General features: G+C 61.3%; 12 protein-coding genes and 1 pseudogene. 5 read left to right on the top strand and 8 right to left on the bottom strand.

Going from position 1 to position 12,611, the window contains the following annotated elements; genetic code table 11:
- Positions 1–62 precede the first annotated feature (62 nt).
- Genes NTD84_RS27995 through gnd form a run of 3 tightly spaced genes read right to left on the bottom strand, consistent with a single transcriptional unit; the run spans position 63 to position 3,378 of the window.
- A complete protein-coding gene (locus tag NTD84_RS27995) occupies positions 63–881 on the bottom strand; it encodes an HAD family hydrolase (RefSeq protein WP_262172300.1) in 819 nt (272 codons plus the stop codon).
- Positions 878–2,401, bottom strand: a complete 1,524-nt coding sequence (zwf, locus tag NTD84_RS27990; RefSeq protein ID WP_262172299.1) for a glucose-6-phosphate dehydrogenase — start codon at positions 2,399–2,401, stop codon at positions 878–880. Before zwf ends, NTD84_RS27995 begins: the two co-directional genes overlap by 4 nt.
- Positions 2,398–3,378 (bottom strand): phosphogluconate dehydrogenase (NAD(+)-dependent, decarboxylating), encoded by a 981-nt coding sequence (gnd, locus tag NTD84_RS27985; RefSeq protein WP_262172298.1) that lies wholly within the window; start codon positions 3,376–3,378, stop codon positions 2,398–2,400. The genes zwf and gnd overlap by 4 nt, the downstream gene beginning before the upstream one ends.
- Positions 3,379–3,649: 271 nt before the next feature.
- On the opposite strand from gnd, the gene NTD84_RS27980 reads away from it, so the two are divergent.
- The 3 genes from NTD84_RS27980 (at position 3,650) to NTD84_RS27970 (ending at position 6,121) form a co-directional block, all read left to right on the top strand.
- The gene (locus NTD84_RS27980; RefSeq protein WP_262172297.1) at positions 3,650–3,832 is read left to right on the top strand and encodes a DUF6026 family protein; all 183 of its coding nucleotides are present in this window, start codon (positions 3,650–3,652) and stop codon (positions 3,830–3,832) included.
- Between the two features lie 196 nt (positions 3,833–4,028).
- A complete protein-coding gene (locus NTD84_RS27975) occupies positions 4,029–5,774 on the top strand; it encodes a phosphoethanolamine transferase CptA (RefSeq protein ID WP_262172296.1) in 1,746 nt (581 codons plus the stop codon).
- Between the two features lie 146 nt (positions 5,775–5,920).
- Positions 5,921–6,121 carry a hypothetical protein gene (locus NTD84_RS27970; RefSeq protein ID WP_262172295.1) on the top strand — a complete coding sequence of 67 codons (201 nt, stop codon included), beginning with the start codon at positions 5,921–5,923 and terminating at the stop codon, positions 6,119–6,121.
- Between the two features lie 124 nt (positions 6,122–6,245).
- On the opposite strand, the gene NTD84_RS27965 is transcribed toward NTD84_RS27970, so the two are convergent.
- The 3 genes and pseudogenes from NTD84_RS27965 to zapE all read right to left on the bottom strand — a co-directional run bounded on the left by NTD84_RS27965 (position 6,246) and on the right by zapE (position 8,136).
- Positions 6,246–6,737, bottom strand: coding sequence for a GNAT family N-acetyltransferase (locus NTD84_RS27965; RefSeq protein WP_262172294.1), 492 nt, complete (start codon positions 6,735–6,737; stop codon positions 6,246–6,248).
- A gap of 166 nt (positions 6,738–6,903) precedes the next feature.
- Positions 6,904–6,999: pseudogene (locus tag NTD84_RS27960) on the bottom strand (damage-inducible protein DinB); the annotation flags it as partial.
- 18 nt (positions 7,000–7,017) lie between these two features.
- The gene (gene zapE, locus NTD84_RS27955; protein WP_262172293.1) at positions 7,018–8,136 is read right to left on the bottom strand and encodes a cell division protein ZapE; all 1,119 of its coding nucleotides are present in this window, start codon (positions 8,134–8,136) and stop codon (positions 7,018–7,020) included.
- 135 nt (positions 8,137–8,271) lie between these two features.
- On the opposite strand from zapE, the gene NTD84_RS27950 reads away from it, so the two are divergent.
- Positions 8,272–9,324 (top strand): aldo/keto reductase, encoded by a 1,053-nt coding sequence (locus NTD84_RS27950; RefSeq protein WP_262172292.1) that lies wholly within the window; start codon positions 8,272–8,274, stop codon positions 9,322–9,324.
- A 165-nt stretch (positions 9,325–9,489) separates the two neighbouring features.
- Here NTD84_RS27950 and speB read toward each other — a convergent pair whose 3' ends face one another.
- Together speB and NTD84_RS27940 are read right to left on the bottom strand one after the other, a co-directional pair.
- Positions 9,490–10,449, bottom strand: coding sequence for an agmatinase (gene speB, locus NTD84_RS27945; RefSeq protein WP_262172291.1), 960 nt, complete (start codon positions 10,447–10,449; stop codon positions 9,490–9,492).
- Between the two features lie 17 nt (positions 10,450–10,466).
- Entirely contained in the window at positions 10,467–11,558 is a 1,092-nt protein-coding gene (locus NTD84_RS27940) for a polyamine ABC transporter substrate-binding protein (protein WP_262172290.1), read from the bottom strand.
- 101 nt (positions 11,559–11,659) lie between these two features.
- Between NTD84_RS27940 and NTD84_RS27935 the strand changes: the two genes are divergently transcribed.
- Positions 11,660–12,553 (top strand): LysR family transcriptional regulator, encoded by an 894-nt coding sequence (locus NTD84_RS27935; RefSeq protein ID WP_262172289.1) that lies wholly within the window; start codon positions 11,660–11,662, stop codon positions 12,551–12,553.
- Positions 12,554–12,611: the final 58 nt, after the last annotated feature.

The raw sequence follows: 12,611 nt of genomic DNA, 5'->3' as shown, positions 1-12,611 counted from the left end.
AGCTGCCAGAGGCATAACAGACCCACCGCCATCGCGAGCAGGCTCGCTCCCACAAAAGCGGCTTACGGCAGGATGTACCGCTCAATCGCCTGCGCCGCACCGTCTTCGGTGTTCGCACCGGTGACCACGTCGGCCTGGCGCTTCACCGCCTCCTCCGCCTGCCCCATGGCGATCGACAGTCCGGCGCGATGAAACATCGCCGGGTCATTGCCGCCATCGCCCATGGCGGCCGTTTGCTCCAGTGACACGCCGAGGAATTCGGCCAGCGTCGCCAACGCTGCACCCTTGTTGGCCTGCATCGCGGTCACGTCCAGGTACACGGGCTGCGAACGCGAGACCTGCGCCTGGCCCTCGACCTTGGGCAGCAACTGCGCCTCCAGCTCAATCAACAACTGCGTGTTGTGACTCGTCGCGACAATCTTGTCGATGCGTTGCAGATAAGGCTCGAAGCTCTCCACCACCACCGGCGGATAGCCCAGGCCATGCTGTTCGCGCGGCACCATCGGCCCGTTCGGGTCTTTGACCAGCCAGTCTCCGCCACTGAACACCCACACCTCGATGTCCGGCAGATCGGAGAACTGCGCCAGTGCGGTCAGCGCCGCGGTGGCCGGCAAGTAATGCGCGACCAGAAAACTGCCATCGGGATGGACGATCGTGCCGCCGTTGAACGCCGCCGTTGGCAGATCGACGCCCAGGGCTTCGATCTGCTGCAGCATGGCTTTTGGTGGGCGCCCGGTGGCCAGACTGAACAGCACGCCCGCCTCGCGCAACGAACGGACGGCATCAATGGTGCGCTGGCTCAGGCTGTGATCCGGCAGCAGCAACGTGCCGTCCATGTCACAGAGCAGGAAACGGATAGGGTGTTGCGGCGCGTCACTCATCCGAGGCCATGCCAGACGCGACCGTCGCGAGTCAGCAAGTCTTCTGCAGCCGCCGGACCGTCTTCACCCGCCGCGTAGGCCTGCACACTTGCATCCTGCTGCCAGGCATCGAGAAACGGCTGCACGGCGCGCCAGCCGTTTTCAATGTTGTCGGCGCGCTGGAACAGCGTTTGATCGCCGGTCAGGCAATCGTAGATCAGGGTTTCGTAGCCGGTGGACGGCTGCATTTCGAAGAAATCCTTATAGGCAAAACCCAGTTCGATATTGGCCATTTTCAACGCCGGGCCAGGGCGCTTGGCCAACAGGTCGAACCACATGCCTTCGTTGGGCTGGATCTGGATCCGCAGATAGGTCGGTTGCAACTCATCGACCTCGGTATCGCGGAACTGCGCGTAAGGCGCAGGTTTGAAGCAGATGACGATCTCGGTGTCGCGCACGCTCATGCGTTTGCCGGTGCGCAGGTAGAACGGCACGCCGACCCAGCGCCAGTTGTCGATCATGACTTTGAGGGCGACATAAGTTTCGGTGGTGCTGTCGGGCGAGACGTTGTTTTCCTCGCGATAACCCGGCAACCGCTTGCCATCGACTTCACCGGCGGCGTATTGGCCGCGCACCGAATTGGCCCGAGCCTCTTCCGTGGACCAGGGACGAATCGCCCCCACCACTTTGGCTTTTTCGCCACGGACCGCATCGGCGCCAAACGCCGCCGGCGGTTCCATTGCCACCATCGCCAGCAACTGGAACAGGTGATTGGGCACCATGTCCCGCAGGGCGCCGGTGTGTTCATAAAAACTGCCACGGGTTTCCACGCCGACGGTTTCGGCGGCAGTGATTTGCACGTGGTCGATGTAATGATTGTTCCAGAACGCTTCGAACAGGCTGTTGGAGAACCGGCTGATCAGAATGTTCTGCACGGTTTCCTTGCCCAGATAGTGATCGATCCGGTAGATCTGGTTTTCCGTCATCACCTTGAGCAGGCACCCGTTCAAGGCTTCGGCGGTTTGCAGGTCGGAGCCAAACGGTTTTTCGATCACCACCCTTCTGAACGCTTCCGGTGTTTCTTGCAGCAAACCGGCGGCGCCGAGACGACGCACCACTTCACTGAAGAAACGCGGCGCGGTGGCCAGATAGAACACCGCGTTGCCGGTGCCGCTGGCAGCGATTTTTGCCGCCAGCGCCTGATACGTGCTGTCGTCCAGGAAGTCGCCCTGGACGTAGCTGATGCCTTTGGCCAGCTTGGCCCACAACGCAGGATCGAGGACTTCATCGCCCTTGCCGACCTTGCTGGCCACTTCGGCGCGAATGAAATCCTCGAGCTTTTGCGCAAAGGCCTCATCGGTGATGGCGTTGTGGTCAACGCCGATGATCCGCAACCCATCCCCCAGCAGACCGTCGCGACTCAGGTTGTACAGCGCCGGCATCAGCAAACGCTTGACCAGGTCACCGTGGGCACCGAACAGGAACAGCGTGGTCGGTGGTGCGGGTTCTGCCTTGGATTTGTTGCGGATCAATCGAGTCATTTTTTCGGAGTCTCCACATGGCCGCCGAAGCCGAAGCGCTGGGCCGAGAGGATCTTGTCGCCAAAAGTACCCTGACCGCGGGAACGGTAGCGCGAGAACAGCGAGTTCGACAGCACCGGTACCGGCACCGCCTGCTCCATGGCGGCTTCGATGGTCCAGCGACCTTCGCCGCTGTCGGCGACTTCACCGGAATAGCCGTCGAGCTTCGGATCGGCTGCCAGGGCGTCGGCGGTCAGGTCAAGCAGCCAGGACGACACCACGCTGCCACGGCGCCAGACTTCGGCGATGTCGGCGACGTTGAGGTCGAAACGCTGGTCTTCCGGCAACTGGGTGCTGCCCTTGGTCTTGAGGATGTCGAAACCTTCGGCGAAGGCCTGCATCATTCCGTATTCGATGCCGTTGTGGATCATCTTCACGAAGTGACCGGCACCTGCCGGCCCAGCGTGGATGTAACCGCGTTCGGCGCGGTCATCGTCGGACTTGCGGTCCTTGGTACGCGGGATGCTGCCCATGCCCGGTGCAAGGCTGTCGAACAGCGGGTCAAGGCGCTTCACCACCTCGGCTTCGCCGCCGATCATCATGCAGTAGCCGCGCTCCAGGCCCCAAACGCCGCCCGAAGTGCCGACGTCGACGTAGTGCAGGCCTTTTTCCGAAAGGGTTTTCGCCCGGCGGATGTCGTCCTTATAGAAGGTGTTGCCGCCGTCGATGATGGTATCGCCGGGTTCGAGCAAGGTGCTCAGAACGTCGATGGTGTCTTCGGTCGGCGCGCCGGCCGGCAGCATGACCCAGATGGCGCGTGGTTTGGCCAGGCCGGCGACAAGGGCCGGCAGATCGATGACGCCCTTGGAGCCTTCAGCGTCCAGGGTGTCGACGAAGGCGGTATTGCGGTCGTAAACAACGGTGGTATGCCCGTTGAGCATCAGGCGCCGCGCAATATTGCCGCCCATGCGGCCCAGTCCAATAATCCCGAGTTGCATGTGCTGATGCTCCCTACTACAAATAAAGTGTGTCAAAGGTTATAGCCCAACGCGACTAATGTGGGTTAGTCCAGAGCGTTGGCGTGAAGTTTCCGGGCATTGTGCCCGATCCTGATTGATAACGTCGGGAATCGTGCCGAAGACACAACGACCGTGAAAAATAAAAAAGTTCCCTTCCCGGGCAAAAGAAATCAAAATTGGCGCCGATAGTAGATACAGCACCGATGTCGGGGCGGATCTACAGTTGAGACAGCCATTTGCGAGGTGAGCAATGGGCACAGTACAAGCAGCACGGCCAGCACAAACCCTTTACGTCACGATCCGTCGTGATGAATTGCGCCAGTTGAAAGACGAGCGCGACCAGCTGAAGCAGGAGGTCGAACAACTTCGCCTGCTGACGCAAGGACTCCAGGCTCAGCCGATGCCTGTCACCCTGCGTGCACCCCACGCCTGATCCCCTCGCCTGATCGGAAACGGCCTCCGCTGTTTCCGATACGCTCCGCCGATTCATTCACCCTCGCAACTAACAAAGTTTTCACACGGACTTGTTGATACTCCGGCCCTTTATGGCCGCTCGGTATCCGCGCGGCGCCCGTTCGTCGGCGACTTCCCGGTCGCGGCGGTGGAAGTGATTATTGCTGGAGCGCGCAATGGCTTGGTTCAAACGCAGCAATTCGTCTGCGGAAGGTTTTGATTGGGCAGGATTTCTCTGGCTATTCCTGTTCTTCTGGTATTTTTCCGGCATCACCCAACTGCTGATTCAATTGACAGGGACTTCCGGCTTCACCGGATTCCGTCAAGCCTTCGTGATGAGCGCGATCTGGCTGGCGCCGATGCTGCTGTTCCCGAAACAGACGCGTGTCATGGCGGCAGTCATCGGCGTGGTGTTGTGGGCTTGTTCCATGGCCAGCCTCGGCTACTTCTTCATCTATCAGCAGGAATTTTCCCAAAGCGTCATCTTCATCATGTTCGAGTCGAACATCGCTGAAGCTGGCGAGTACATGACCCAGTATTTCGCCTGGTGGATGGTGGCGGCGTTCATTGCCCACACGCTGTTTGCCTACTTCCTGTGGACCCGCTTGCGCCCGGTGTACATGCCCCGCGGTCGCGCGCTGGTGGCCGCGACGGCCATTCTGGTGGCCGTTGTCGGTTATCCGTTGATCAAGCAGACCGCCCGCACCGGCAGCTTCGCTGGCGGTTTCGAGAAATTCGAAACCCGCATCGAGCCTGCCGTGCCATGGCAGATGGCCGTGGCTTATCACCGCTACCTCGATACCCTGGCCGGCATGCAGGACATGCTCGACAGCGCGAGCAAGATTGCGCCGCTGCACAACCTCAAGGACTCGGCCGCCAACCAGCCGGCGACCCTGGTACTGGTGATCGGCGAATCCACCAACCGCCAGCGCATGAGCCTCTACGGCTACCCGCGGGAAACCACGCCGGAACTGGACAAGCTCAAGGATCAACTGGCGGTCTTCGATAACGTCATCACCCCGCGCCCCTACACCATCGAGGCGCTGCAGCAGGTGCTGACCTTCGCCGACGAAGAAAACCCGGACCTGTACCTGTCGACGCCGTCGCTGGTCAGCATGATGAAACAGGCCGGCTACAAAACCTTCTGGATCACCAACCAGCAGACCATGACCAAGCGCAACACCATGCTCACGACCTTTTCCGAGCAGGCCGACGAGCAGGTGTACCTGAACAACAACCGCAACCAGAACGCCGCCCAGTACGATGGCGACGTGATCGAGCCGTTCAACAAGGCCCTGGCCGACGCGGCGCCGCGCAAGCTGATCGTTGTGCATCTGCTTGGCACGCACATGAGCTACCAGTACCGTTACCCGTCGACCTTCGACAAGTTCAAGGACCGTAACGGCGTTCCAGCCGGCATAAGTGACGATCAGCTGCCGACCTACAACAGCTATGACAACGCGGTGCTGTACAACGATTTCGTGGTCTCGAGCCTGATCAAGGATTACGCCAAGTCCGATCCGAACGGTTTCCTGCTGTACCTCTCCGACCACGGCGAAGACGTGTTCGACTCGCCCGGCCACAGCACCCTGGGCCGCAACGAGGCCAAGCCGACGGCGCCGATGTACACGATTCCGTTCATGGCCTGGGCTTCGCCGAAATGGCGCGAAAACCATGACTGGAATTTCGCCGGGGATCTGGGGCGGCCGTACAGCAGCTCGCAGCTGATCCATACCTGGGCTGATCTGGCCGGTTTGAGTTTCGATGAACTCGATCGCAGCAAAAGCCTGGTCAGCGACAGCTTCAAGCCGCGGCCGTTATTGATCGGCAACCCATACGAGCGCGAGCAGAAAGCGCTGATCGACTTCAGCCTGATCAAGCCCAAGGTGAAGCCGGATTCGGCCGGCGTTGTTTTGAAGTAACTCCACAGGGGCCGATTCCGGCCCCTTTTGCTGTGCCCTCGCCCCCTCGCAGTTAATTCCCGTTTAACGGAATCGGCGGATCATTGCCTCTCGACATTGCTTCATGGAGGAGAGGCACCCGTTATCCGTTAGATGGGAGGCGAATCATGAACCGTACACCGCTGATCATTGCCGGCCTGATGACCTTCGTTGCGACCAGCGCATTGGCCGAAGGTGGCGCCGAACGCATGCGTTATTACTACGAGACCCTGCGACTCAGCCAGCAAGACAATCAAAGCCAGCAAACCGCCGAGGTCCGGGTTCCGGACGATCAGACGGCGCAAGTGACCGAGCACTACAAACCGTAACGCCCGCCCCTGTAGGAGTGAGCTTGCTCGCGAGGGTCGTCAACGATGACGCGTGCTTTTTCTGGATAAACGCGCCGCCTGTGCGTTCATCGCGAGCAAGCTCGCTCCTACAGTGCTTGCACGCCTACAGCGGCTTAATCCAGAACAGCATTTGCCCATGCTCCGGATCGAACATGCCCGCGGAAAAGCCGAATTTGGCGTACGACGACTGGGCCACCGCATTCCCTTCCAGCACCTCCAGGGTAATCTTGCAGCAACCGCGCTGGCGGGCGATTTCCTCGACCTTCTGCAACATCCTCTGGCTCAAGCCCAAGCCGCGAAACGGCTTCATCACCGCGACGTCATGCACGTTGACCAGCGGCCGACAGGCAAACGTCGAAAACCCTTCAAAACAATTGACCAGCCCGGCCGGTTCACCACCGACAAACGCCAACACGCTGAACGCATGGGGACGCTTGGCCAGTTCTTCGGGCAAATGCTCCAGCACCTCGGCGGGCAAGGAGTGACCGCCACCCATCGGGTCTTCGGCGTAATGATTCAACACCACACGCACCGCCTCGGCATGCACCGGGTTGGTATAGCTGGCCTGAAGCACAAGAATTTCTGCGGGTTCCATCTGCATCCTCGATCACACGTGAAATAGCGTGACGCGACCCTATCGCGGCCGCAGAGGATGGCGCAACGGGCATTTTGCCCTAACGGTCCCAGATCAACGCTTCGGTCCAGCCCGGTTCGGCGACATCCGCCGCCCGCAGGGCCGATTCGCCGGCACAGAAAAACTCCGCGAGGTCGTCAGGGCTCAACTGCCCCAGTCGATGGTTGGCCCAGGCGTTCTGATAGGCCATGGTCAGCAAAGGGTGGGACAAGGGGTGATTCATTTTCGCGGCGCCCTGGATTCACGCGTCGGCGAAACGCTGCAGCTGCATTTCCTGGAGTCGGCTGAGGGTACGGCGGAACGGAAACTCCAGATAGCCTTCGGTGTAGAGCGCGTCCATTGGCACCTGCGCCTCAAGGTACAACGGCACTTTACGGTCGTAGCATTCGTCCACCAGCGCGATGAAACGCCGCACGCCGTCGTCATGCACCGACAGCTGCGGCAACTCGCGATCACCCGCCACCACCCGCTCGACACCGTCTTCGGTGCCGCGAGCGATGCGCCCTTCGCGTTTTTGCGCACTGAGGCTGGGCACATCACTCAACAGAATAGCCTTGAAGGTGTCGCACAGGGCCATGAAATCCATGGCGGCAAAGGGTTGCTCGCAAAGGTCGGCATAACGGCACCAGAGCACGCTTGCACTGGCCTGCACCACATTCAGCGAGCGGTAGCCGACCTTGACCGGCTCACTGGACACCGCCTGCCCGGCGGTCAGCGCCTTGAACACTTCACCCAACGCACCCGGCTGCCCTGGCGCGGCAACCCAATAGCGTTGCAGGCCGGCACCGGGATGCAGGCGATGATCTTCGCCGCCATCCACCGCAATCACCTGCATGTGCCGCTTGATCGCCTCGATGGCCGGCATGAAACGGTCGCGATTGAAGCCATCGGCGTACAGCAGATCCGGCGGCTGATTGGAGGTGCAGACCACCACCACGCCCTCGTCGAACATCACCTGGAACAAGCGCCCGAGAATGATCGCATCACCGATGTCATTGACGAACAGCTCATCGAAACACAGCACCCGGACTTCCTGGCTCAACTCCCGGGCCAGGGCTTTCAGCGGGTCGGCGGTGCCGGTCAGCTGAAATGAGCGCTGATGCACCCAGCCCATGAAGTGATGGAAGTGCTGGCGGCGGGCCGGTACTTGCAGGCTTTGATAGAACTGGTCCATCAGCCAGGTCTTGCCGCGCCCGACCGGGCCCCACAAGTAGACGCCTGTCACCGGCGCGTGACCTTCATGCAGGGCTTCGTAACATTTTTGCAGCGCCCAGACAGCATGCTCTTGGGCTTCGTCCTGAACGAAGCCCTTCTGTTCGATGGCGTGCTGCCAGGCGCTTAAAGGGGAGTTGGCATTCATGCGCGGGAGTATGCCATTGCACAGCCCCCCACAAACAAAAAGTCGCTTGACGGAATAGATGAGAGGCATCATGTTTTATACATGTCGCTTAACATTTAAAACATTCCACCATGGTTTTCCCTCAGGAGTCTTCCCATGCATTACAAAGTGTTCGGCCGAAAAACCGGCTTGCGTGTCTCGGAACTGGCGCTGGGCGCCGGTAACTTTGGTACGGGCTGGGGCCATGGCGCCGAGCGCGAGGAAGCCAAACGCATCTTTGACGGTTTCCTGGAGGCCGGTGGCAATTTCATCGACACCGCCAACGGTTATCAGGGTGGCCAGTCGGAAGCCATGCTCCGCGAATTCATCGCCCCGGAGCGGGATCGCCTGGTCGTCGCGACCAAATACACTTTGGGGACGACGCCGGCAGCGGGCATTTCCCACACCGGCAACAGCCGCAAGAACATGGTTCGCGCAGTGGAAGAAAGCCTGAAACGACTGGGCACCGATCACATCGACCTGTTCTGGGCGCACATCAGCGACGGCGTGACGCCTATGGAAGAAATCCTCCGGGGCTTCGATGACCTGGTGCGCGCCGGCAAGATTCATTACGCCGGGTTGTCGAACTTCCCGGCGTGGCGCATTGCCCGGGCCGATGTGCTGGCCGAACTGCGCGGTTTTGCGCCGATCGCTGCGATTCAGGTCGAGTACAGCCTGGTCGAACGCACCGCGGAACGCGAGATGCTGCCGATGGCCGAGGCCCTCGGGTTGGCCGCCACACTGTGGTCACCGCTGGGCGGCGGCTTCCTCACCGGCAAATACCGCAACAACGATGGCGATAACCGCGCAGCCAAGCTCGGCATGCTGATTCATGCGGAAAAAAGCGCCCGGGAAACCGCCCTCCTCGACGCGTTGCTGGCGGTGGCCGTCGAACTGGACGCCAGCCCGACGCACGTGGCGATTGCCTGGCTGCGGGAAAAAGCCAAACGCTCGACGACGGCGTTGATCCCGATCCTGGGTTCGCGCACCCGTGAACAGCTGGATGCAACGCTGGGGGCGCTGGATGTGCAGTTGAATGCGCAGCAGGTGTCGCGACTGGATGGGGTGAGTGCCGTGGAAGCGGGTGTGCCTCACGGAACCATCGTCGGGTCGAAGCCGCGGTATTCCGGGACTGAGACCCTGGACCTGCCCATTATTCCCGTCGCCTGAACTGGCGCCATCGCCAGCAAGCTGGCTCCTACAGGGATTGGGGCACACGCACACCGGGTTCCACTATAGGAGCGAGCTTACTCGCGATGAGGCCTGCACATTCAAGTGTTCATGTGGCCTGACACAGCGCTTGCGCGAGCAGGCTCGCTCCCACCTTACGGCGTACTACAGATCAACCTTATGCTTCGCCGCATACAGACACAGCATCTCCATTGCCAACGTCGCTGCCGCCAGTGCGGTGACTTCCGCACTGTCGTACGCCGGGGCCACTTCCACCACGTCCATGCCCACCAGGTTGATCCCGCGCAAGCCGCCGAGGATCTCCAGCGCCTGCACCGTGCTCAGGCCGCCGCACACCGGGGTCCCGGTGCCCGGCGCGAACGCCGGGTCGAGGCAGTCGATATCGAACGTCAGGTACACCGGGTTGTCGCCGACACGCGCCCGAATGTCCTCGACAATCGCATCCACCCCACGGCGATGCACTTGCCGCGCGTCCAGCACCTGAAAGCCCTGGTGATCGTCATTGGTGGTGCGCAAGCCGATCTGTACCGAGCGCGCCGGGTCCACCAGGCCTTCCCTGGCCGCGTGCCAGAACATCGTGCCGTGATCGACTCGCTTGCCCCCCTCGTCCGGCCAGGTGTCACTGTGGGCGTCGAAGTGGATCAGCGACAGCGTTCCATGCTTGCGGGCGTGGGCCTTGAGCAGCGGGTAACTGATGAAGTGATCGCCGCCGAAGGTCAACATTGCGCAACCGGCATTCAGGATGTGTTCGGCGTGGGCTTCGATGGTTTCCGGTGTCGACTGCGGCGAGCCGTAATCGAAGTCGCAGTCGCCGTAGTCGATCACGGCCAGGTGATCGAACGGGTCGAACGTCCACGGCCAGTGGCGCTCCCAGGCAATCCCGGCAGACGCCGCGCGAATCCCGCGCGGCCCGAAACGCGCACCGGGACGGTTGCTGGTGGCGGTATCGAACGGCACGCCGCTGACGGCCACGTCGACACCGCGCAAGTCACGGCTATAACGTCGACGCATGAAACTGGTGATGCCGGCGTAGGTACTTTCGGCGGCAGTCCCATAGAGGCTGTCGCGGGTCATGGCCTGATCGTTTTGCACGGGCACGTCCATCTGTATCTCCTTTTTTGTTATTGGCGGCTACGGAAAGTGGTCCACAAGCGGGTGCGCTGACGCATGTCCTTGAGGCTCATGCTGCGGTCGGCGTACAGCCGCTCACGCACCTCGGCGAGGGGGTAGATGTCTGGATCGTTGCGCACCGCCTCATCTACCAACGGGGTGGCGGCCTGGTTGGCCGTGGCGAAGAACAGCGTGTTGGTCAGCGCCGCGACGGACTCGGGGCGCAGCATGAATTCGATAAACTCGCGAGCGGCTTCAGGGTGTGGCGCGTCCTTGGGGATCGCCAGGTTGTCTTGCCAGACCAGCGTGCCTTCCTTCGGAATCCGGTACGCCACTTCGTAGGGTTTATTGGCCTTGCGCGCCTGATCGGCAGCCATGCTGGCGTCGCCGTTGTAGGTCAGCGCCAGGCAGACACTGCCGTTGGCCAGGTCGTTGATCTGCCGACCGCTGGCGACGTACAGCACATTCGGCTGCAACTGATGCAACAGGGCCTCGGCGGCTGACAGATCAGCCTTGTCGGTGCTGTAGGGATCTTTACCGAGATAGTGCAGCGCCAGGCCGATCACTTCCTGCGGCGAATCGATGATCGCGACGCCGCAATCCTTCAGTTTGCTGGCGTACTCGGGCTTGAACAGCAAATCGAGGCTGTTGAGCGGCACACCCGGCAGGCGCTGTTGCACCGCCTCGACATTCATCCCCAACCCCAGCGTGCCCCAGGTGTACGGCACGCCATATTGGTTGCCGGGATCGACCGCGGCGAGTTTTTCCAGCAAGTCCGGATCGAGGTTGGCGTAGCCCTTGAGGCCTTCGTGGGGAATCGCCTTCAGCGCCCCCGCCGCCAACCCTCGCGCCAGCACGCTGGACGACGGCACCACCACGTCATAGCCGCTGCCACCGGTGAGCAGCTTGGTTTCCAGGACTTCCGAGGAGTCGAAGGTGTCGTAGCGCACGTGGATGCCGGTTTCCTGCTCGAAACGCTGCAAGGTTTCCGGCGCGACATAATCGGCCCAACTGTAGAGATTGACGACTTTTTCTTCGGCCAGGGCCGACACGGACACGGCCACGAACAGCGCGGCTAAACACAGTTTGAAGAAAGGAGCCATGACGAACACCTGACCAGAGGAAGTGGTGGCAGAATGCGCCGTCGGATACATTGGAAAAATACCAAGTCAATTACCCTGACTTTATTGCGGAGTAATGTTTAATGCTCGGCCAGCTTCATGATGTGGATTTGCAGTTGCTGCGGCTGTTCGTCAGCGTGGTGGAATGCGGCGGCTTCAGCGCGGCCCAGGGTGAACTGGGCCTGAGCCAGTCAAGCATCAGCCAGCAAATGGCCCGGCTTGAGACCCGCCTCGGCTATCGCCTGTGCAGTCGCGGCAAGGGTGGATTTCGCATCACGCCCAAGGGCGAGCAACTGCTGCTGGCGACACGCGGGCTGTTCGAGTCCATCGAAGCGTTCCGTCATCAATCCAACGGTGTCGCCGGTCGGCTGATCGGCGAAGTGCGTCTGGGGCTGTCCGAGGCCCTGGATCAATCGGTGCTGCAACGGGTGGCAGACGCGATCCGGCGGTTTCGCGAGCGCGATCAATCGGTGCGCATCGAACTGATCAGCGCCATGCCCGGCGAGATGGAGCGCTTGCTGTTGCAGCAGCGGCTGGACCTGGCGATCGGCTATTTCTCCCAGGTGCAAAGCGCTTTTGACTACCGTGAGCTGTTCACGGAAACCCAACACCTGTACTGCGCCGCCGGCCATCCACTGTTCACCCACGATGCCCCGGACGATGAGGCCATGCAGGCCTGCGACCGAGTCGATCACCCCTATCGCTTCCTGCGCAGCGATGAGCCGTTCCAGGGCAAGCTGTGCTCGGCGCGCTCGGAACAGGTCGAAGGCACCCTCGCCTTCATTCTGTCGGGCAAGCATGTCGGCTACCTGCCCAGCCACTTTGCCCGCGCGTGGGAAGACAAGGGGCTGCTACGGGCGGTGCGCTGCAGCGACATGAGTTTCGACGTGTCATTCCAGCTGGCCCGCCATCGGGCACAGGTTCCGGGGGATGCGCAGAAGGCATTCGAGGAGGATCTGCTCGCTGCATTCACCTGAGAACAGCGTAATTCCCGGTGGGAGCGGGGGGGGGGGGGGGGGGGGGGGGGGGGGGGGG

This window comes from Pseudomonas sp. 14P_8.1_Bac3 (assembly GCF_025466085.1).
Classification (GTDB): domain Bacteria; phylum Pseudomonadota; class Gammaproteobacteria; order Pseudomonadales; family Pseudomonadaceae; genus Aquipseudomonas.
This window is presented reverse-complemented; position numbering and strand designations above follow the sequence as displayed.